Source organism: Halobacteriovorax sp. RT-1-1, assembly GCF_047085455.1.
Lineage (GTDB): Bacteria > Bdellovibrionota > Bacteriovoracia > Bacteriovoracales > Bacteriovoracaceae > Halobacteriovorax_A.
On record NZ_JBKIXZ010000001.1, the window covers coordinates 1,968,480 to 1,989,212 of the forward strand.

Below are 20,733 nucleotides of genomic sequence, written 5' to 3' on the forward strand. Positions count from 1 at the left end.
TATACATCACTGCGCAACTAATTTTATACGCTGAGATTGAAAGCTAAAGTTCAAATACTTAGCGATTCCATCGTAAATAATTTCTTTTAAACTATCGGCCTGTAACTGACGCAAGCCACCAAAAGCTATCCCATCATCTACACAGACCTCATTTTCTTCAATGCTAAATAATTCAATTTGACCTAAATTATAACTCTCCAATGTAGTATTCACATTATCTATAAGTAGGGCCATTTTCTGAATTCGCTCTTGCAAAGACAATTTCTCCCAATTAAGAATCTCAATCTTATTATTCATAAGTGCATTTTCAAAAAATTCTTTTTGAATCTCTTGCAAGATTGTTTCAAACCACTTTTTTAAATCCAAAACATTAGGCCAGCTATGCTCACTAGCATTATCTCTTAGAAAACTTTCGGCTTCTCTAAAAGTCATAACAAATAGTGATGCCGGGCCAACTTTTTTTATAATAGTAAGAGCACTATAAAGTAGGGCCTTTTTCTTCAATGCATCCTCTTCATTTGCCATAAAGCTATCATCAAAGAAGTTTGCAGAAATATATTGATTAAATTGTGCAGGATCGAGCTCCCTAAGAAGCTCATGTGCTTTATTTGAAATTGTCATTATCCACCTTTTTGTATGGATCAAATTATCAGCTTTGAATACTTTTGACCATAAATTAAGAGATTATGCTATCATTTAGAAATGACACAAGATTCACAAACAGTAAAAAAGAGATACCACCTAATTGACCTGACCAGAGGTGTTGCCGTCATTTTAATGATTATCTTCCACTTTACTTATGATCTTGATGTCTTTGGTTTTGTGGATGTTGAATTTTTTAGACCAGGGTTTTGGTACTATCTTCCACGCCTTATTGTGACTCTCTTTATGTTTTCAGTAGGTGTCTCAATGTGCATGGCACACCCAGGAAAGATTCACCCACGTCCCTACCTAATTCGCCTCGCAAAGATCGGAATAGCGGCACTAATTATCAGTGTCTCAACATATTTTATGTTTCCAAAAAATTGGATCTATTTTGGAACATTACACTGTATCTTCTTCACAACAATCCTAGTGACTCCTATAAGAAAAAAGCCTTGGCTTAGCGCATTACTTGCATTGGTAATTCTCGTGCTTCAAATGACTCCATATGCCATTCCATTTCCAGAAATGAGTCACGCTTCACTAGATTATATAGCAGTCTTTCCATGGGCCGCAGTCTCGATGCTTGGTATCACCTTCTTTCATCTAAAATGGCATCAAATCGACTATCCTCAATGGAAAATCGTGCGCTTTATTCAGTTCTTAGGTAAGCACTCATTCATCATTTATGTTACTCATCAACTCTTTCTCTACTCAATTGTTTATATTGCGTACATGATCATAAAAAGCGCGCCACTTTTGTAAGGTTTTTGAAAACTTTTTGAAATCCATAGCCTCTCTTTACCAACTATGCTATTTAATTTAGCAAAGGAAAAAGGCTAAAAAGCAATGGTAAGTAACAAGTTCAATTACAAGTACTTTGAGCGTTCGATTGGCTCAATGAAATTCGCAGTTTTTATTATCTCACTATTTTCACTTGCAATGATTGTAGGAACATTCGTTGAAAGTTATTACGGAACAGATTTTGTAGGAAGACTTATCTATAAGACATGGTGGTTTATGGCCATCCAATTCTTCATGGGCCTAAGTATTCTATTTGCGGCATTAATCAGACTTCCAGTCAAAAAGAGACTTTACGGATTCTATACAATTCACGCCGGCCTTATCATTATTGGTATTGGTTCTTTTGTCACATATATCGCAGGTATCGACGGGACAATTCACTTACAACCAATGAGCCCATCGAGGCAAGTTGTTTTAAATGAAGATGTAATTGAGATCACTCGTCCAGATGAGAATACAAGAGCTGTTCTTCCCCTACCTTATAGTGCATTTGATAGTAGTATTGATGTTACATATAAAGAAATTGAAATTAAAGAGTACATTCCATTTGCTGATAAAGTTATGCGTTGGCAGCCGGCCAAAGATAGCGTAAATGACTCTGAGAATATGCATTCATCAAGCTATATCATCTCTAATGATAACGTGGCCCAAGACTTCACTCTAAGTCTTCATCCTGAAGCATTTGATTTTCAAGCCTCTCTAAGCATGGGACTTCTAAGCATCACTTACTTACCAAAGACACTTGCTCCATGCTTTTCTACACCAAGTGATAGTGGATTAATTCTATGGGACTCAAGAACATCTCAATGCTACACAGCTGAAGAGAAAAATATTAAGGTAGAAGAGACAGCAACAAATAAACGATTCTTTGTCATTAAAGATGGAGAAAATGTTTACTCGTTTCTTCCAGACTTAAGCCCATGGGCACTTGATCAAGAATTAAAGCCAGCAATGAATGCTCCAATTAGAGTATTTTCAAAAAATCTTTTTAAAGAAAAACCGAACCTATTCCTTTTTGGGGATTCAGCATCTTTCTTTGATAAGGATGCAGATAAATGGGTAAGCCAAAGTTTTGATGGCCAAGGCCTAATGTCACTTCCTTGGATGGGCTTTACTTTAAAACTTGTACGTAATGAACAAAATCTTGTTCCAACAATGGTTCCACAATCAACTCTTCCTATTCAGCAAAACGGAGGCCTTGTAAAAGGTATTACGAGAGCTGCAAAAATCCAAGTTAGAGACAAGGAATATTGGCTAACAGATGACAAGCCTGTTTCTGTTCTAATCGATGGTGTAAAGACTAATGTTTACTTAACAAAGAGATCGTTTCTTCTACCATTCGAGTTTACGTTAACTCGATTTAAGATGGATAAAGACCCTGGTACTAACCGTCCAGCGAGTTATGAGAGTTTTGTTAACTTATTCACAGACGGAGAGACATCTCCATATCATATCTATATGAATAACCCCCTTAAGTATGATGGCTTCACATTTTACCAGGCTTCTTACTCACAGGACCCAGAAACTGGACAATATAGTTCAACCCTATCAGTTAACCTTGATCAAGGACGCTGGATTAAATACCTAGGCTCAATCCTACTCGTATTAGGCTCTCTATGGCATTACTACTTAAATTATCGCCCAAAGAGAAAAACTAAGGACCTATTAGGTCTTGAAGTAGCAGATAATGGCCAACTAGGAGATAAGAAATGATTAAGATACTACTAAGTTTACTTATTGCAACAAGTACACTTGCAAACGTTAATTTTTGTAATGATGAATTAGGTAAGCTTCCAATTCTTCAAGATGGAAGAATTAAGCCGCTTACTGTACATGCAAAGGAAGTAATTCATCACCTAACAGGAAAGTACAAGGCAAAAGGATACTCATCAGTAGATACATTTTGTCTTCTTAGCTCTAAGGCATTTGGCCTAGAGGCTCCATTTAAGCTTGAGACAAAGATTGAACACAAGAACGCAAAGGAACTTCTTGGCGGCAAGAGTTCAATGGCACTTGATGACTTAATCGATGAAAATGTAACGATTAGAATGGCCTACCAGAAAGAAAAGGTTGAGTCGGGTTACAAGAAGGAGCTTAATAGACTCCTTAACAAGATCGCTCTTTATCAAGATATAACAAGTGGGAACAACTGGCAGTTACCTGTAAAAATGGGTAATGAGATAAGCTGGGAGCCTGTAACAAACTTTCTAACAAAAGAAAAAGTAGACGCTCTAGCGCAAGTATCTTCAACTCCATTTAAAGATGTATTTGCTAAAGCAAAGAAAGACTATATCGAAGTTAAAGGAGAGAAGTATTTAACAGAATTCTTATTCGATAAGCTACAACTAACTAAAATCGCTTTCGCTCTTACTTTAATTGGCTTGGCAGCATTAGTTCTTTTCAAGAAATTTGGTGTAGCTCTTGCTCTATCAACACTTACAATCATTGTTCAAACTGTTTATATCGCATTAAGAGTTTATATTTCAGGACGTGCGCCAATTACAAATATGTATGAAACAGTGATCTTTTCAGGCTATGGTGCTCTACTTCTATCGATGATCATTGGTCACCTGAAAAATGAAAAGACTTACCTATACATGGGACTTGCATACAACCTATGTACACTTATGATGATTACATTTGCGACAAATATGGTTTCACCATCGATTAGTCCACTTGTTCCCGTTCTAAGAGATAACTTCTGGCTAAGCACACACGTTACGACAATTATCATGTCTTATGGTGCCCTTGCTCTTAGTTGGATTCTAGCAAATACAATTCTTTTCAAAAGAGCTTTCACAGACTTTAAAGTTGAAGATGAGACATATTATAACGATCTAATCTATACGACTCTTAAATACGGTATCATCATGCTTGCAGCAGGAATTATCCTTGGTGGTGTATGGGCCGATTACTCTTGGGGACGTTTCTGGGGATGGGATCCAAAAGAGACATGGTCATTAATTGTACTTTGTATCTACATGGCAATCCTTCACGGAAAGTATACAAATTGGATCACAAATAAGAGCTTTTCAGTACTAGTTGCAGCAGCTTTCATGAGTGTAATGATGGCATGGTTTGGAGTTAACTACATCCTAGCAACAGGACTTCACTCTTATGGATTCTCTCAAGGTGGTGCCTACTTCTTAGGAACATTCTTTGCAGTGCAAACGATCTTTTTAATTCTAACAGTCATAAAATCAAATCATAAAGCAGCATAAAAAAAGGGCCTTCTAAGAGGCCCTTTTTTATTACATAAATGGATTGATATATTGAGATCTAATTTCTTGAAGCATAAATTGGTCATCATTCATTTCGAAGTATCCAATCAGCGCTCCTTCAGTGATTTGTTGCTGCTTATAGTATGACTTAATAAAACCATCAACATTATCCTTAATAATTGCAGGAAGTGGTACAAAACTTAGGCCAAGGCTAGCAAGAGTAAGTACGCTTCTAAGTCTCTTTACACGATTAGGACGATCAAACGAGTAAGCAATCGCTGGAGACTTATCAAATGTATGATTACCGTCGAATAAGTTAACGATAACTCTTTCGCCATCTAGTGTTACCTCTTGGAAACCATAGTTAATTCTTTCGCCAACCTCTGAATACTTTGACTTATAAGATCTAAATCGATTTGTAGCTGTTCTAAATTGAGAATAAAAGCTTGCTGTTCCATATCTTGACCAGTTTAACTTAGCACTATTTGACTCCCAAAATGCAATCCAATCAATTCTTGATTCATAGATAGAAGAATAAATAAGATCAGCTTCTTCCTTAGATAGACCAAGCTCCACAGGAGTTGCAAATTCAAGATAATGTAATAGAAGGTTTTGGTGATAAAAGCGTCTTGTTCTAAAAAGCTTTTCCGTCTCTGTAATTACATAAAAAGCTGTATTTAGAGCTGGAACAGTTGATAAACGCTTACGCGCTTGATTTAGCGCCCAATTTACAATCTTATAAGTTACATTTTTACGATAAAAGAAAGTTGCATTATCAGGCTTAGCAATTATTGTTGGATCAATATAATAGAAAGCATCTTTAATCTTTGAACCAAACTCTTCAATTAAGTTATTAAAGTTTTCATCAGCAAAAATTGCATTGAAGTCAACACCTTCAAATGCACGCATAGATGTAACAACTCTTTTTACATTTTTTTGAGTTTGAAAATCATTTCCTAAAAAGCTGTGACCAGTTTCAAATAGACCTTCAACTTCTGCTTCATAATTTCCAGTTAAACCACTTTGCGACATCAGGGCCTGTTCATTTAGGATTGAGTTTTTAATATACTCAACGTAATCCTTGAATTTGAATTGTGTACGAATAGTACGGTCTCTTACAGCAATAAGCTTTCCAGAGTCATCTCTTTCAAAAGAGAATCTATTATTGAATTTCTCATTTACTGTATCTGAATTTAGCGCAAGAACATTGCTCGATACTAATAGCATCAATGCTAGCATTAGATTTCTCATTATCTTCCTCCATGAAAATATCCTTTCATTTTAATGGCAGTTGGAAAATAAATCACAAGATGTAAGAAAAGAAGAGAATGTTTAGCAACTTAGTTGAACAAACTACTCAGACTACTGTCCTGATTTTTTAGTGATAGCAGCATCAAGATCATTTAAAAGATCCATATTCTCAGGGGCCGTATTCTTAAGCTTTTCTTCCTTAAGAGCTTGCTCCTGCGCTTCAGCCTCGGCCGCGGCCTCTTCTTCAGTTAGACCGGCCTTTCTTTGTTCTTCTAAGAATCGAGCATTGGCCTCTTGCATTTCAAGTGCTTCTTTTTCTCGGATCTCTTTTTTATGTTGAGTGTAGATATCATTTACAAATTGTCGAAGACGCATCTTTTCTTTTTCGCCAATGGCGTGTATCAGCCCCTTATATTTGTAAGTATTGCCGTCCTTGATAAAAACATTACCATCTTGAGGAATGATTTTTACTGCAAAATTAAAAGGATGAGTTAGATAGTAATTCCCTAGAACAAGTTCTTGATCTAAAGAAAAGAAACATATTGATTCAGAAATTTCAATTAACTTAGCGTCTCTTATAATTAGAGCATGACTTAAAGGTGACTTTTTACTAATGAAGTATTTAGGTGGATCAAAGTATGACTTATTCAATTTAGCATACTTAATTGGATCTTTCTTTCTTAATGCTGCAATTTTAGTATTAAGCTCTTGTTCTTCTTTAACAAGGCGTCTTTCTTCTAACTGATGTACCATTTGAGATAGAACATTCATACCAATCATTGTTGGATTTACGAGAGCAAATTGATAATTAAATCTTTCTTGAAAGGCCTTTGAATCATATCGATCACAATTTATGACGATAAAATAAGGATTGTTATCACTTAATTTTTTAATATTGCTAATCGCATCTTTAAGAATCTCGTCTTGCCTCTTGTGGAACTCTTCAAGATTTTGAGCAACATTGGCCATCTGCTCTACATCTTGATTATCCTTAGCATCCTCCATCTCAACATCTGAAATAAAATCAGGATAACAATAGACAATTATATCTGGATTTAAACGGCCCACATAAGTATAGTCCTGATCAAATTTTTCATTGATACGGAAAACAAAATCATAAGTATCGATTAACTTTTCACTTTGCTTGAAATAATGTAATTGAGGATCGACCATAAATAGCTTTGTACGCTTTTGTGACCCATATGAAGAGTTATCATTAACCCAAGACTTAAACGTTTTACCAATCTTTAGTTTTTTATTAAGCTCATCTTCTGATAAATCTTCTACATTAAAACTAAAGCTTCCATCTTCACGCTTTGCAGGATCAACGAATAAATACTCTAACTCTGACCAGCCATTTGCTCCATAATAGATATTATCAAACCCGTGCTTGCGAGCAATGAAGTAATTTGTCGCCATTAAATTCTTTTCTAAAGAATGCTCGACTTCAACAAGCTTACCTTCTTGTGCGATATTATTACTTTCAATGTGCATTGTGCTTAGTCCGTAAAAACCAACACGAGCAATCTCTTTTAATTTAATAGGTGCTGTTAATTTAGCTAAAGCAAACTCTGAAGAAACAGCTTCTGAAGGATAGCGAAGCTTATAAGGGTGGTGTACAACATCGTGAACTTCAATCCCCTTAACAAATACGAAGTCAAAATGAATTGATATTAATTTTTTAACTTCATCTAAATTACTAACAATTGCAACGACAGGTATCGATCTAAAAAAATGAATTCTTTTAAGAATCATTCCTAAATTATGTCCAAAAACTTCTTCTTTCTTTATGTCGATATAGATAATTGAAGGGGCCAACTCAAAGAGATCATAAATACAAAGATTGATATTTTTCTCATTATAAGAAAAATGATGAAAACTCTTTTCTTCATCAGGATAAGTCTTGGCGTAAACTTTCTTTAGGTCATCCCAATAACCAAGATCCTGTCCTAGATAAGCAATCTTTTTTGACACAAATTAGCTCCAGCAAATTAATCTTATCTACATGATATCATGTTTTAAAAAAGAGTACACAACATATTGGTTTTACAGGGATTATAAGTTTGACACAAAATCTAAACTTCAAAGTCATCATAATTTTGACCATAATACTCGTCATATTCTTTCGTAAAGAATCTTCTGACAAAATATTGGCCAACTCTGATAGTAGAAATGAATCCAAAGTTTTCAAGCTTAAGAATTGATTGATGAATTTCCTCTAAAGATATTTGAAGCCTTTCAACTATTTCAGACAAAGACATTAGTTGAGAGATTCCATGTTCACGATATGGATTTGTTTTCGCCCAAACACGACGATAGAGATACATTAAAACAACTATTTCAACTCTTGTTAAACGATAGTTAACAAGAATCTCATCAAAAAATATTTCAGGGATATCAGAAAACGTAGGAATAGGATAAGAGTTCGTATCGATCTTACTTGAATCAACTTCTTTATTTTTATGAGTTGCAATTATTGAATGTATGTCAACCATAACTCCCCCAAGAAGGATTTTCCTTCTTTTATTATGACATGAAATTCCTGTAGAAATCTAGTGCATTATTTATTTAGGAGGTTTTTGCCTAGCTCACTTTTGGCCAAAGTGCTGATTGCCTTATTTCTAGCATCTTTCGAACGATGTTCACTTAAATAACTTCTTATCTTTGTAAACAAGTCGTAGCTTTCTAGTCTACTATCATCATCTAAACGACAAATAGAGTTGATAAAATCGATTCGAGATTCGATGCTATCACATTTAGAAAGCTCTTCTTTAGCAGTGATAAAGCTTAAAATTTTCTTGTATTGGTTTTTCTTAATAGCAAAGAAAGAGTAAAGTTCTTCACTAAAGCCTGCATAGTTATACAAAACAACTTCCTCAATCGAGTGTAGATCATTTACAAGATAATGATTCTCTAACAAAGGAAGATCCTTTAGAGCAATTGGTAGTTTTATATTAAAACGTTTTATTAATTTCACTAGTGTTTCAACAAAAAGCTGACAATTAATGCACTTTGATGATTCATATTTTAGATAATGAAGAGAAATTTTTCTCAAATCAAACTTTCGATAGTTATCATCTTCAATAATTTCAAATCCTGTATTGATACTAAAGCGAATTGTTCTAAGAAGCCTTACAGGATCATTAAAGAAATCGGAATCAATATAATTGATCACCTTATTTTCAATATCTTTAATGCCTTCAAATGGATCTATGGTGTTCAACTGAATTTCGTCATTAACGATATTAAACTCAACACCAATGGCATTTAGCCTAAGATCTCTTCGTTTAAATGAATCAGCATAGCTTAAATTACTAGAGAAAAATGGAGTAAAGTTCTTATGACCTATATCTTCATTAAATACTTCAAGACGAGCAGACGAGAATTCGATTTCGGCCTCACCGAGATTGATACGAAAAACTCCCATTCCAATATACTTGGCCTCAGGAAAGCTTTCAGTTAGAAATTGAATCCAACTCTCCCCTTCGTAGCGATCAAGATGTCTGATTTCAAAATCAAAGTCTGTAGATTTCTTACCAAGATACCAGTCCCTAACATTTCCACCGACAAGACAAAGCCTAAAGCCTTTTTCCCAACTCTTTCTAATGAAAAGTTGTATCGAGTTTGGAATATTAGAGAGGTCATATTTCTTCATAGCAGAGTCTAAAGAAATGGATTTACCTCTTTAGTAAGCATTTCAATTGTCTTTCTAATACGTACTAGCTCTGTCGATTCCTTATGATAGACAATGTAGAAACGGTCATTAGAAACTTCAAATGCTTTGCCTAAAGTTTCGATTTCATCACTATAGTACCAACGTTTTAAAACGTGATTAGGAACAACAGCGATACCAAGGCCACTCTTTACGGCCTGTAGCATATTTCCATGTGAGTTAATTGAGTAGCGAACATTTACCTTTTTAGGCTTCTTCCCATACTTTGCAACACACCAGTTATAGTAAAGACGATCACCTTGCTCAAAAAGAACTGTAGGCATCTTAGTGAGCTCATCAAGAGAAGTTTGCTCAGTTATATTAAAAGGATTCCCTTTCGGATAAACAAGAGTAACGGCCTCTTCACTTAATAGTAGCTTCTCACCGGCCTTCGGTAGTGCTCCTTCAGGAAGAACTAAAAAGTCGATTTTATTTTCTTCAAAACTTTTAATTAGGTCTTCTTGGAAACCTAAAGAAATATGAATTGAAAGGTCTTTCTCTTGCTCAGCAAATGTTAGAAGCTCGTTAGCAAGCCAGGATTTACCAACACCGGTAAGTGTCCCAATACGAATCTTTCCCTTCATTTCATCTTTATTATCTTTAATCTGGACAAGAGTCTCATCCATATCATTTAAAAAGTTAGTCGCAAGCTCATAGAGCTTCTCACCTTCTTGAGTTAGAACAACTTTCTTACCAGTCCTCTTGAAGGCCTTAACGCCTATTTTAGTCTCTAAATTCTTAACTGATTGAGAGATAGCAGATTGAGTCACATTGAGATCCTCAGCTGCACGAGAGAAGCTTTCAGCACGGGCCACGGCCACGAGAGTTTGTAATTGGCTTGTTTCTAACATAATTTCAACCTTATCTTAAGTATAAGTTATACCTTATACCAAAAATGAACATTTGTAAATAAGAACTCTGTCAAATAATTGTAAATTAGAAGAAAAACGTTACTCCAAAAGAATGATTTGTAATAACCGGAGTAAGCAGGTTCATGAAAGATATTTGAAAGTCCTTATCTTTGTAAAGACTAAAATTTACTTCCGCACCTACGATTGGAACAAAGTAGAAGTCACCAATATTAGCAAAGTATGCACCCTCGCTAAAATCGAAACCATTTTCATCGAAGTGATAAAACCCTACAGTTCCATTGATCTCTACATATCTATTGCGGTAAAAGTTATAGCTTTGGGTTACTCCCCAAATTGGCTCACAGTACGAATTCTCACCAACAAGTAGTCCAGTGGACCAGTCATGGGCATAGTTGAATCGTACTGAGTGCAATTCATTAAAAATTACTCCACTACCTTCTGATAACTCATTACATAGTGGTCTTGCATTAGGCCCTGTTGGCTTTTGAATATGCGGTGTAATGCCTCCATAAATATATGTAAGATTCATTGCGTATGCATTAGTTGCGACCAAGAATAGAGCGATAATAAGTTTCTTCACATGGATATATAAAGCAATGCTAGTGCCAATTTATTATAAGGCATTCAATCACTTAGGCCGTCTAAAAAATGAACACTATCGCAAAAGAGTCAATAATATAAACGCTTTTATAAAATGACATTAAATTTGAAATGAGTTCTGTCTTATTACTTAACACGCTAGAAATTTCTACATCAAACAAAGAATAGAAACTATTCCACTGTATATTTATCAAATGATAAAAATAAAAAAACTATTCATCACATCACTAACACTCCTATCAACAACAATTTATGCAAATGATTGCCAAGAGATACGTCTTGATAAAGGAGAGAATGCTCCTTTTAAAGACCTCCCTATACACGACCAAATGTATGGGAAGAAGACAGACTCTCAAATGTGTTATGCATTTGCTGGCTCACAATTTATTGATGCTGTTATTCAAAATGATATGAAAGTAAAAGGGCATATAACTTCCCCTATCACGACAGCTTTACAAACAAAGCTATCACCAACAAGAGACAATGGTAGTAGCGTTAATCTCCTTTCGAATATATCAAGAGGGGCCGGTCGCTCAGGCCTTGGTGTCGGACAAATTAATATTCTCTTTAAACAGATGAAGCAAGGATATAGCTGTGATCAAAACTTTCTTACGTCAATTGGAATCAAAGACCCTAATACTTTTTGGGAGCCGTTTGTTTACGAATTCTATGCAAATAAATCAATTGAAGAAAAAGTTTCTACTTTAAAAAACGAACTAAAACTTCGTGGTGTAGCAGATGAATTCTTTAATATTGTTGAAGATGAAACGTTGGCCCAGGCCGTTTCGAAAAAAGGTTTTTACTTAAGAGAACAACTTGTTTTTGAAAAACTATGTGAAGGCCACAAGATAAACTTAAATCTGCCAGAGCTTGAATACCATGACTACTCTCCAAGTGACATTGGTTTTCATGAAACTGATGAAGAATTCAAACAGCGATTTCAAGTTGATGAAATTAACCAAAACGCTATCCAAAACATAAGTGATAGTCTTGAATCAGGAAACAACTTACCAGTTATCGTCGATATCTGTGCAGAAGTTTTAACAGAAAAAAACAAAAGTTTTAAACGCTCTCTTCCTGCTATGAATGGAAGTTGTAGCAATCACTCTGTCCTTGTTATTGGACAACGTAAGGCCCAAGATAACTCATGCCAATACCTTGTTAGAAATAGCTGGGGTGATTATCGTAAATATGATCAGGCCTGGGAAGTTGATGAGAAGGGACAGATCTGGGTTGATGCTAAAACACTTTCGAGTAGTATCCTAAAAGTAATTCACGCAAGATAAAAAAAGGGCCGTATAAATACGGCCCTTCGAATATAAATCAATATTTTTAAATATCGGCTTAATCTTCGTTCGCAAGTTTCTCTTTACGTTCTTTCATAACTGTCTCTTGGATGTTTGAAGGACAGTCTACGTAACGAGCAAATTCCATCGTGTATGATGCTTTACCTTGAGACATAGATCTTAGGTCATTTGAGTAACCAAACATTTCTGAAAGTGGTACTTCAGCATTGATGATAACTTCTCCACCTGGATCAGTTTCTGAACCTTGGATCATCCCTCTTCTTGAAGAAAGGTCACCAATTACAGAACCTTGGAATTCATCTGGAGTTGTAACTTCAACTTTCATAACTGGTTCCATAAGAACTGGTTGTGCTTTGTTGATAGCTTGTCTCATCGCTTGTCTTGCAGCAATACGGAATGCCATATCTGAAGAGTCAACGTCGTGTGACTTACCGTCTCTTAAGAATACTTCACAGTTAATAACTGGGAATGCAGCAAGAGGACCTTTATCCATAACGTCTTGGAAACCTTTTTCACAGGCACCGATGAATTCGTTAGGAATCGAACCACCTTTAATTTCGTTATTGAATTTAAATACTTGATCTTCTTTATCCTTGTCTTCGTCAGCAAGTGGCTTAAGTAGACCAACAACTTGACCGAATTGACCAGAACCACCTGTTTGCTTCTTGTGAGTATAATCAAAAGTAGCTTCAGTTCTAATTGTTTCACGGTAGTTAACTTGAGGAGCACCAACTTGTACTTCTGCACCGAATTCACGCTTTAATCTTTCTACGTAAATTTCAAGGTGTAGCTCACCCATACCAGCGATACGTGTCTCACCTGATTCTTCGTCAGTGTAAACGTGGAATGTCGGGTCTTCTTTAATGAATTTAGCAAGACCTTTAGACATCTTCGCTTGCTCGTTCTTATCCTTACAAGAAATCGAAAGCTCGATAACTGGGATTGGAACGTGGATACCTTCAAGAGAAAGGTTTAAGTTATCGTCGTTACCTACGAATGTATCCCCTGATGCACAGTCGATACCTACGATAGCGATGATATCACCTGCGTGAGCAGTATCAATATTTTCTCTATCGTTAGAGTTCATACGAACCATACGTCCGATACGTACTTTCTTACCAGTTCTTGTATTATAAACAGTATCACCTTTATTTAGTGTACCTCTATAGATTCTTGTATAAGTCAGCTGACCGAATTGCTCATCAGTGATCTTGAATGCCATAGCAAGTAGGTCACCAGCTGGATCAGGGATGATCTCAACTTTAGTATCAGTATCAGCATCTTGTGCAGTTGGAAGTGCACAAGTAAGTGGTGAAGGAAGGTATCTTGCAACAGCTTCTAGAAGTGCTTGTACACCTTTATTCTTGAATGCTGAACCCATATATACTGGAGTTAACTGAAGTGATTGAACACCTTTCTTAATACATAGGTGAAGTTGTTCTTCTGTTGGCTCATTACCTTCTAGGTATGCTTCCATAACATCATCATCGTACTCAGCTACAGCGTCGATCATCTCAGCTCTTAGCTCTTCCATTTGATCTACTAGATCAGCTGGACATTCTTCGATTCTAACGTTTTCACCGTTATCACCATCAAAGTACATTGCTTGTTTAGTAATTAGATCAACAACACCTGTGAACTGATCTTCTGCTCCAATAGGGATTTGCATAAGAACAGCATTGTGGTTTAGTTTTTCCTTAAGAGCGTCACGTCCATTAAATGGGTTTGCTCCCATACGGTCCATCTTATTTAAGAAGGCCATTCTTGGAACGTTATATCTTTTCATCTGTCTATCTACAGTGATTGACTGAGACTGAACACCTGAAACAGAACAAAGAACTAGAATCGCACCATCAAGAACACGTAGTGATCTTTCAACCTCAACAGTGAAATCAACGTGACCCGGAGTATCGATTAGGTTGATACGAGTATCTTTTTCAATACCGTCAGCAAAAGTTGTCCCTTTACCGCTAATACCTTTCCAGTGTGCTGTCGTAGCAGCAGATGTAATTGTAATCCCTTTTTCCTTCTCTAGTTCCATGTGGTCCATAGTTGCACCAGCTCCACCACCACGAACATCTTCGATTTTGTGGATCATGTCACAATAAAAAAGGATACGCTCTGAAAGAGTAGTCTTACCAGAGTCGATGTGCGCCGAAATACCGATGTTTCTCGTTTTCGCCATCAGCTTGTTGTTAATCATTCTTAACTCCGTTTTGAGGTTGTTAATATTTAATTGAGTCCAAATAAAAATGGATGACCAAATTTATAAAGTAACGTTCATAAGATAAAATAATCAGTGTTGCATATTAGAGAAAAAACCCATTCAAGTCAACGAGTTATAAGGCTTTTTTGAGCTTAAAATAAAGAATATTTAAGTATTTATTTTTGACAAACGTGTTGACAAAAAATGACCTAATTCTTAAAAAATCTTTCGCACAAAATAAAAGGAATAAACTGAATGTCTTCACAACTTAGCAAACAAGACCTATATGAGTCTGTTAAAACCCTTGTCGAAAGCGACGCGTCACGAATCCACTTAGGTCAACATAAATTATATACGCTATTTAGTGTGGCGTTCCAATATATGTTATTTAAGTCTACGAAGGAAGCTGGTGCCTATATTATCCGTGTCCAAGACGCAAAACTGGCCCAAAAACTTGCTCGAAAATCAAAAGATGAATCAACGCGTAAATTCCTTACGCAATTGCAAATTCCAAGAAAGATCAAGTATGGAAAATCAACTTTCTACTTAGACTTCTTTAATATTGCTAGTTGGAATATCACTAGAGATTTAAACCCGGCCAATATCAAAGGATCTCTAATCGTACGCGATACTAGTGAAGAATCTCCTGCTAAACAAATCATGGCCCTCCAAGCAGAAGCTGCAATGAATGAGGCCATTCTTGAAGGACACGAAGAAGCGAAAGTCGATATCCCTGAGCTACCAGAAGACTTTTACTTCACACACCTTGTTGATGCTTCACCAAAGAATATTTTAATTGCATTTGATGAGGTCATGGAAGAAGGCCTGTTGAATGAGTATAACTTTGAAGCAATCAACTTCCCTTTTATTAAGAAAGAAATCCAAAAAACGATCTCTGGTGTCACAATCTCGAAAGACCTTGATTGGGACGCTATTGATGAATAGGCGCGGCATTGATTGCCCAAAGGCAATCTATTGGACGCGCCGATAGCGCACGTCGCCTGAAATGAAATATATCTTCAACAAGCCGGGTTCAAGCCCGGCTTTGTTGTCTCAGCGCTGACTAATGGGAAAGTAAACGAATAAAAGAAACGATATTTTCACGAAGTGAAAATGAGTAAAGGACCTTTCTCATATAACCGAATCACGCGAGCTTCGCTCTTTGATTCTTGAATAACATTCACCTGTACTTCAAAACTGCCCCTTAGGGCACTTTTGCCGCACGATGTGTTGTCTCAGCGCTGACGAATGGGAAAGTAATCGAAGTGAAAAATAAGCGATAATTTTACGCAGTAAAATTTAGCAACAATTCATAAAACAAAATAAACCAAACTCCAAAACCAGCTCCCCCCTAATTCAACCCACTAGCATTCGGATTAAAGTATTGATCCACACTAAAGTCATAAGGACGCACAACTGACATCCCATCAAGTAGGCCAACGATATATCGAGCATATCCCTGTGCTGCATTCCCACCTGAAATATCTGCCATAATATCGGCCAAATCGACCTGTGTAAGAACTTGTGTACCGGCCAGCGTTCCGTCTGACTGCAACACCGTTAACATCATTGCAGCATCATTTACCAAATAGACAAAGGTTCCTGGTGTAGTCGATCGGTACGCACTATAAGACGTATAGAGATTGATTTGAGTAATATTTGGATCAGTACTAAATGGATAGATTATATTATCAATTTCTGTAACCACTGAGTCCTTGATTTTAACAAACATATGTTTATCACCATCATCAGTATGATCATACTTAAGATAACTTATTGCCCCGTTACTATTGTCATAATTAATTTGACTCGTTCTAAGAATCTCTACAGGAACAGACATTTCATGAATTTGGCTCGGAGCCTGTGATGATATCGCTCCAGAAGTTTCATAAATATAGGCCGTATAGTCAGTCGCTGCAGTAGGGTCTACATCAACAACATCAGCAAAGTAGATTTTTCCTCCATCCTCACCTAGAAAATCTGCCGATCTCGTATAAAGCCTAGACTCTGCAACTTGAGTATCTGTATTGATGCAAGTGAGATACTTAGTTGAAGAAACAGACAGCTTAAAACAGAAATAGGAATCATTAGATACGACCTGTGCTTCATTAAAGGTTGCAGAAGTCATTGATGCCGGAAGAGATGTAACTTCAGAAATAACTTCATCTGCTCCCATTTGATAAATTGTCTGATTTGTTTGTGAAAAGATATAGAGATTATTATTAGCAACGCTAAACCTACGAGGATCAAGTCCAGAAGCTCCAGCAATATAATCATCAACCATTTTCGTTCCACTAACTGTTCCATCTGTAACCCATAACTCAGGTCCATTGACAGCGTCGCCACCTTTAAAATACATCTTGTTATTAAAGAGGACATTTCGTTCCCTGATATTTAAAGTACTATAGTAAGTATTTGAAACAGTTTTTAGCATCTTAGTTCCAGCAACTGTCGTATCAGTCACCCAAAGATCATAAGTTGTGGCAGTAGACTTGATGATAAAAAACAGCTGATTTCCAACTCGATTGACAAAGATTGGATCAGACTGTGTATCACCAAAACCAGGAATTGTTGCCAGAACATTAAAGTTATTACTCTTATCAATTAGAATGATGTCGTAATTAGGAGAATTAAAACCAGCTACAATCATTCCATTTGAAAATGTGTAGTGATTTCCTACTGAGTCAGTTGCCTGCGTGTCTGGATTAGTCATCTTTGAATAAGCAAAGCTAGCATTAGGGACTTGAACCGTGTCTGCTGCTAGTCCGTAGCTTAGATAAACTTCATTACCAGATCCAGTATCGTTAATCATTAAGAATGAAAAATCTGATGTTGTAATAACCTTTCCAACTCCATCTCCAGAGGAAGGGGCCGGCTTATCATCATCAAAATTAAAATCGACATGGGAAACACAAGAAGTTAAAAAAAGGACAGACAAAAGAAAAATTAGATAATTAATAAATACCTCAGTAAATGAACATGTTATTTCTTTATCGAACTAAAACAAAAACACTTTAAAAAAATATATTTTTTTTCATTTCGAGATGTTTAAAAAACATTATTTATTTTCATTGTTTATGTACTATTAGATGGTTGAGGCACAACTCTAAACTTTAGCTCAAGAGAGTTATTAAGGTGTCTTTTAGGTTCATAACCGAATCACGCGAGCTGCGCTCTTATCTAGTTGTGCATATAAATTCATTCAATTTAAAGTTATTTAACTTTGCAAAGAACTCTACCCGACTCGTCCCTTCCTGGGACTCGCTGGGTTGAATAGCGTCATCTGCTCCTGCAGATGACGCTAACAAAAAACTAACTTGAATAATCCATGAAAGTAGTCATAATGAACCAATGGAATCTAGTATCATGGCCTCTTTCTTTATTGCTTTAATCTCAGTTGTAAATCCTATTGGTGCCCTGCCAATGTTTATGTCATTGACTCAAAACTTATCTGAGACACAAAGAAGAAGCATGGTTCGAGTTTGCTCGATTGCTGTTTTTGTCACACTTGTAGTTTCTCTTTTTATTGGAGAAAAAATTCTTAGCTTCTTTGGAATTTCGATTGCCTCATTTACAGTTGGTGGAGGGATTCTTATTTTTTCCATGGCAACTTCCATGATCAATGCCAAAGATGTTGAATCAAAGCTAACACAAGATGAAATTGATGATGATGAAATCCGTGAGATAGGAATTGTCCCTTTGGCCATTCCTCTGCTAGCAGGTCCAGGAGCTATTTCAACGACAATTATCTACGCGCAAAAATTAGATTCTCCAATTGACTGGGCCCTTAGTATTCCAATTATTTTTGTTAGTGTCCTAGCTATTTATGTTGTTCTTATTAATGCAAATCGTATTAGTCAAAAAGTAGGAACGCTTGGAGTAAACGTAACAACACGAATCATGGGGCTAATTCTACTGGCCATGTCAATTCAGATGATCACTCATGGACTTTCAAATATTCTCCCTATCTTAAAAGCAAAGCTCTAGCTCGATAAATAACACAGAGCGCTCCCCTTTCTTGACCGACTTATTCTAATTCTTTAGAATTAAACTTCATGTTTATTATTAAGTATTTACTCCCACTATTCTTAACTTTTACCAGTGTCCTTGGAGCTAATCACGACACTATCGAAAAGAAATGGTTATCACTATCTAAAGAGTTCAACTTAAATCCAAATGAGCACGGTTTTTGTTATATGTACCAAGGTGAAATCTTTGGAACAACAGCACACTTAAAAAGCCGACTTGCCTCAACGACAAAGCCCATAACTTCACTAATGGCACTCGAAACTCTAGGGCCAAATTTTCAATATGAAACAAAAGTGATTTCTGATGGAGAAAATATCCATCTTGAAGGAGCAAATGATGGAATGTTTAGTGAAGAAAAAATCTTCTACTTAATCGCTGCCCTCAATGCAAATGGAATCGTTAAACTCAACACCATAAGCTTTGATGCTAATACTCCTATTTTTGCAATTGCCCTAAGGCCTTATATGAGTATGAGCGAAGCCTGGTATTCGAAAGAATATAACATCGAACAGCTTAAAGAATACTTTAACCTTGATAACAATAAGAAAATAAAAACAAGACTTAAAGAGTTTTTAAAAAATACCAAAGAAGAAAGACTTAAAGAACTAGGTCTTCCTTTAAAAGTATCGGCCTATAGAATGACTGTCGATAATGTTGTGTATTCCGCAGCGAATCCTATTAAAGACATCAAAAAAACTTACTTAGTTCAATCTCCTAAGCTTCTAACTTATCTAAAGTTTCAAAACTCAGTTTCTCACAATTGGCTCTCTGACATAACTTATAAAAGTTATGGAGCTCAAGAATACTCAAAGTGGTATCTTCAAAATCTTATTGAAGAAAAACTTGGTAATGATTACTTTCAAAAAAGAATTGGGTTTAACGATACTGAAGAAAATACTTATCTTTATACAGGATCAGGCCTGGATTCAAAAATAGATGGGAAGCGCGTCGACAACTATGCAACTTGCGCTATTGTAATTAGCTCTTACCAGGAACTAGAAAATAACTTGAATCAAAGTGGCCATAAGCTTGAACAAGTCCTACCTATTGCAGGAATTGATATTGGGACTCTATCGAAAAGATTAAACTCTCAAAGAAACTTAGGCTCTATCCTTGCAAAGACAGGCACTCTTATGAATACCAAGTCTTTGGCAGGTAAATTGTCGACAAAGTCAGGAGCGATCTACTTCGGCTTTTTTCATCAAGTCTTTAAATCAAATGGACAAGATCAGTACAATGCTAAGATAGTTCAAGATCTTATGACAGAGTTTTTGATTGAAGAATTCGCTGGTGCAAAGAAAATAACAAACTACACCAAACCACAATCTTTCCTGCCTCTAGAAGGACCAATAGAAGAGTTATAAATGAACAAATCAGTTATCCCCATCGTCGTAATACTTTTGGCCCTTGCTACTTATATCTCAAAAGAGAGCACACAGTCTGTTCAAAACAAATACGATGAACCGGCCCCGATAAACGCAATTGAATCACAAATCGTTCACAAAAGAGCAGCTCTTGCACGAAAAGCTCCTACGGCCTTGAAAGAAAACAAAGAGGCTAATCACATCCTAATGGCCGCACTTGCAGATGAGCGCGAGGACTTAGTTATAGAAGCTCTAAACAAAGGAGCAAACCCAAATATCATCTTTAACAATAGACGTTTTACAATGGCGATGGACAAGAGCTTAAATTGTAACCCCACTGTTCTAAAAGCTCTTATTGATGCAGGAGCAGATCTAAAGATAAAAGACAGTCACGGAAGAAGCGCTCTTGACTATGCAAAAAGAAATGGCAATGAAGATTGTATCAAAATTCTAAACGACTCAGGTGCGATCTAAAGAAAAAAATTGGGCCTTGGTTTTTACTTTAAAGAAGAAAAGATAGGATTTTAGAACAAGAGAAAAAAACAGATTCCTGTTTTTCAGCATGGCCGGTAGAAGTGTTATTGGGACTCTTTTTAAAGAACCAAGGCCGTCCAACCATTGATACTATTAATAAAGCAATGATCGTGCCAACTTTTGAACAATATCCAAAGACATCAATTTCAATAAAATCAAACACTTATTACTGGAGTAAAAAGGTCACTGAG

17 protein-coding genes are annotated in these 20,733 nt (G+C 36.1%); 8 read left to right on the forward strand and 9 right to left on the reverse strand.

What is annotated here, in order from left to right:
* Positions 1 to 6: 6 nt before the first annotated feature.
* Positions 7 to 621, reverse strand: coding sequence for a hypothetical protein (locus ACMAWV_RS09525; protein WP_103217097.1), 615 nt, complete (start codon positions 619 to 621; stop codon positions 7 to 9).
* Positions 622 to 702: 81 nt separating this feature from the next.
* Here ACMAWV_RS09525 and ACMAWV_RS09530 point away from each other — a divergent pair, with 81 nt between their 5' ends.
* The 3 genes from ACMAWV_RS09530 to ACMAWV_RS09540 all read left to right on the forward strand — a co-directional run bounded on the left by ACMAWV_RS09530 (position 703) and on the right by ACMAWV_RS09540 (position 4,667).
* Entirely contained in the window at positions 703 to 1,407 is a 705-nt protein-coding gene (locus tag ACMAWV_RS09530) for a heparan-alpha-glucosaminide N-acetyltransferase (RefSeq protein WP_412469478.1), read from the forward strand.
* 84 nt (positions 1,408 to 1,491) lie between these two features.
* Complete coding sequence (locus ACMAWV_RS09535; protein WP_412470580.1) at positions 1,492 to 3,159, forward strand: cytochrome c biogenesis protein ResB; 1,668 nt, start codon at positions 1,492 to 1,494, stop codon at positions 3,157 to 3,159.
* Positions 3,156 to 4,667 (forward strand): cytochrome c biogenesis protein, encoded by a 1,512-nt coding sequence (locus ACMAWV_RS09540; RefSeq protein WP_103217094.1) that lies wholly within the window; start codon positions 3,156 to 3,158, stop codon positions 4,665 to 4,667. The genes ACMAWV_RS09535 and ACMAWV_RS09540 overlap by 4 nt, the downstream gene beginning before the upstream one ends.
* A 30-nt stretch (positions 4,668 to 4,697) precedes the next feature.
* Here the strand turns inward: ACMAWV_RS09540 and ACMAWV_RS09545 are convergent, their stop codons facing one another.
* From ACMAWV_RS09545 to ACMAWV_RS09570, 6 genes are all read right to left on the reverse strand, one after another.
* On the reverse strand, positions 4,698 to 5,918 hold the full coding sequence (locus ACMAWV_RS09545; RefSeq protein WP_103217093.1) for a hypothetical protein: 1,221 nt from the start codon (positions 5,916 to 5,918) through the stop codon (positions 4,698 to 4,700).
* 111 nt (positions 5,919 to 6,029) lie between these two features.
* Positions 6,030 to 7,892 (reverse strand): hypothetical protein, encoded by a 1,863-nt coding sequence (locus ACMAWV_RS09550; protein ID WP_103217092.1) that lies wholly within the window; start codon positions 7,890 to 7,892, stop codon positions 6,030 to 6,032.
* A 101-nt stretch (positions 7,893 to 7,993) separates the two neighbouring features.
* Positions 7,994 to 8,413, reverse strand: a complete 420-nt coding sequence (locus tag ACMAWV_RS09555) for a hypothetical protein (RefSeq protein WP_103217091.1) — start codon at positions 8,411 to 8,413, stop codon at positions 7,994 to 7,996.
* A 65-nt stretch (positions 8,414 to 8,478) separates the two neighbouring features.
* Complete coding sequence (locus ACMAWV_RS09560; protein WP_412469476.1) at positions 8,479 to 9,573, reverse strand: hypothetical protein; 1,095 nt, start codon at positions 9,571 to 9,573, stop codon at positions 8,479 to 8,481.
* Positions 9,574 to 9,581: 8 nt separating this feature from the next.
* Positions 9,582 to 10,481, reverse strand: coding sequence for a LysR family transcriptional regulator (locus ACMAWV_RS09565; RefSeq protein WP_103217089.1), 900 nt, complete (start codon positions 10,479 to 10,481; stop codon positions 9,582 to 9,584).
* Between the two features lie 85 nt (positions 10,482 to 10,566).
* Positions 10,567 to 11,082, reverse strand: coding sequence for a hypothetical protein (locus ACMAWV_RS09570; RefSeq protein WP_146037784.1), 516 nt, complete (start codon positions 11,080 to 11,082; stop codon positions 10,567 to 10,569).
* Between the two features lie 214 nt (positions 11,083 to 11,296).
* On the opposite strand from ACMAWV_RS09570, the gene ACMAWV_RS09575 reads away from it, so the two are divergent.
* Positions 11,297 to 12,388: a hypothetical protein gene (locus ACMAWV_RS09575; protein ID WP_412469475.1), complete on the forward strand. Its 1,092-nt coding sequence runs from the start codon at positions 11,297 to 11,299 to the stop codon at positions 12,386 to 12,388.
* 58 nt (positions 12,389 to 12,446) lie between these two features.
* Here the strand turns inward: ACMAWV_RS09575 and fusA are convergent, their stop codons facing one another.
* Entirely contained in the window at positions 12,447 to 14,612 is a 2,166-nt protein-coding gene (fusA, locus tag ACMAWV_RS09580; protein WP_103217086.1) for an elongation factor G, read from the reverse strand.
* A 258-nt stretch (positions 14,613 to 14,870) separates the two neighbouring features.
* On the opposite strand from fusA, the gene ACMAWV_RS09585 reads away from it, so the two are divergent.
* Positions 14,871 to 15,560, forward strand: coding sequence for a hypothetical protein (locus tag ACMAWV_RS09585; RefSeq protein WP_103217085.1), 690 nt, complete (start codon positions 14,871 to 14,873; stop codon positions 15,558 to 15,560).
* Positions 15,561 to 15,966: 406 nt separating this feature from the next.
* Here ACMAWV_RS09585 and ACMAWV_RS09590 read toward each other — a convergent pair whose 3' ends face one another.
* Positions 15,967 to 17,553, reverse strand: a complete 1,587-nt coding sequence (locus ACMAWV_RS09590) for a hypothetical protein (protein ID WP_412469474.1) — start codon at positions 17,551 to 17,553, stop codon at positions 15,967 to 15,969.
* A gap of 413 nt (positions 17,554 to 17,966) precedes the next feature.
* Here ACMAWV_RS09590 and ACMAWV_RS09595 point away from each other — a divergent pair, with 413 nt between their 5' ends.
* From ACMAWV_RS09595 to ACMAWV_RS09605, 3 genes are all read left to right on the forward strand, one after another.
* Positions 17,967 to 18,602 (forward strand): MarC family protein, encoded by a 636-nt coding sequence (locus ACMAWV_RS09595; protein WP_103217083.1) that lies wholly within the window; start codon positions 17,967 to 17,969, stop codon positions 18,600 to 18,602.
* A gap of 68 nt (positions 18,603 to 18,670) precedes the next feature.
* Positions 18,671 to 20,008 (forward strand): D-alanyl-D-alanine carboxypeptidase, encoded by a 1,338-nt coding sequence (locus ACMAWV_RS09600; protein ID WP_412469473.1) that lies wholly within the window; start codon positions 18,671 to 18,673, stop codon positions 20,006 to 20,008.
* Positions 20,009 to 20,482, forward strand: coding sequence for an ankyrin repeat domain-containing protein (locus tag ACMAWV_RS09605; RefSeq protein ID WP_412469472.1), 474 nt, complete (start codon positions 20,009 to 20,011; stop codon positions 20,480 to 20,482).
* The last annotated feature ends 251 nt before the right edge of the window (positions 20,483 to 20,733 follow it).

Bases quoted from the DNA above. Each gene is read 5' to 3' on its own strand.
- ACMAWV_RS09600 (WP_412469473.1), top strand. From the start codon at position 18,671: ATGTTTATTATTAAGTATTTACTCCCACTATTCTTAACTTTTACCAGT.
- ACMAWV_RS09535 (WP_412470580.1), top strand. From the start codon at position 1,492: ATGGTAAGTAACAAGTTCAATTACAAGTACTTTGAGCGTTCGATTGGC.
- fusA (WP_103217086.1), bottom strand. From the start codon at position 14,612: ATGATTAACAACAAGCTGATGGCGAAAACGAGAAACATCGGTATTTCG.
- ACMAWV_RS09530 (WP_412469478.1), top strand. From the start codon at position 703: ATGACACAAGATTCACAAACAGTAAAAAAGAGATACCACCTAATTGAC.
- ACMAWV_RS09565 (WP_103217089.1), bottom strand. From the start codon at position 10,481: ATGTTAGAAACAAGCCAATTACAAACTCTCGTGGCCGTGGCCCGTGCT.
- ACMAWV_RS09560 (WP_412469476.1), bottom strand. From the start codon at position 9,573: ATGAAGAAATATGACCTCTCTAATATTCCAAACTCGATACAACTTTTC.
- ACMAWV_RS09540 (WP_103217094.1), top strand. From the start codon at position 3,156: ATGATTAAGATACTACTAAGTTTACTTATTGCAACAAGTACACTTGCA.
- ACMAWV_RS09545 (WP_103217093.1), bottom strand. From the start codon at position 5,918: ATGAGAAATCTAATGCTAGCATTGATGCTATTAGTATCGAGCAATGTT.
- ACMAWV_RS09605 (WP_412469472.1), top strand. From the start codon at position 20,009: ATGAACAAATCAGTTATCCCCATCGTCGTAATACTTTTGGCCCTTGCT.
- ACMAWV_RS09525 (WP_103217097.1), bottom strand. From the start codon at position 621: ATGACAATTTCAAATAAAGCACATGAGCTTCTTAGGGAGCTCGATCCT.
- ACMAWV_RS09585 (WP_103217085.1), top strand. From the start codon at position 14,871: ATGTCTTCACAACTTAGCAAACAAGACCTATATGAGTCTGTTAAAACC.
- ACMAWV_RS09595 (WP_103217083.1), top strand. From the start codon at position 17,967: ATGGAATCTAGTATCATGGCCTCTTTCTTTATTGCTTTAATCTCAGTT.
- ACMAWV_RS09555 (WP_103217091.1), bottom strand. From the start codon at position 8,413: ATGGTTGACATACATTCAATAATTGCAACTCATAAAAATAAAGAAGTT.
- ACMAWV_RS09575 (WP_412469475.1), top strand. From the start codon at position 11,297: ATGATAAAAATAAAAAAACTATTCATCACATCACTAACACTCCTATCA.